The 550-nt window shown below is 81.1% G+C and carries 1 pseudogene; it reads left to right on the top strand.

Going from position 1 to position 550, the window contains the following annotated elements:
• A pseudogene (locus DZF91_RS40000) lies at nucleotides 1-550 on the top strand (hypothetical protein); the annotation flags it as partial.

Consider the following 550-nt stretch of genomic DNA (forward strand, 5'->3'; position numbering starts at 1 on the left):
AGAGCCCCGGCCCCAGCCCCTCGCCCCGGCAGAGCCCACCCCCGTCGCCCCGGCAGGGCGCCGCCCCCTCGCCCCGGCAGAACGCCGGCCCCTCGTCCCGCCAGGGCGCCGCCACCTCCGTCCTCGGGGGACACGGCCCGGCGGGCGCGGCGGCGCTCCCGCTGCGCCGCCTGCTGGACGCGCCCAAGCGACCCGCGCGCGTGATCGCGGTGTTCCCGGCGGCGATCTACCTGGAGGTCCGGGGCGTCCCCGAGCCGCGCGTGCTGGCCGTGGTCGCCGAGGGCGCGGTGCGCCTGCCGAACGCCGTGGTGCTGGTCGTCCCCGCCCGAGAGCGGCCGTTCGCCGACGTCCGCGAGGGCGCCGAGGCATGGATCGGCGAGGGACGCGTCGAGACGTGCGGGTTCCGGGTCAAGGCGCGTCGCTGGTGGGACCCCACGCCCGTGCTGGCCGGGCTCAGCCCCGCCGCCCTCGCCCGCGGGATCCACGCGCTGGAGGTCGCGCTCCGCGACGCCGGACCGGCCGCGACCGGCGGGCTCGCCGGGCACCGCGG

Origin of the sequence: Actinomadura logoneensis, from assembly GCF_003428695.1 — a bacterium.
GTDB lineage: Bacteria > Actinomycetota > Actinomycetes > Streptosporangiales > Streptosporangiaceae > Spirillospora > Spirillospora logoneensis.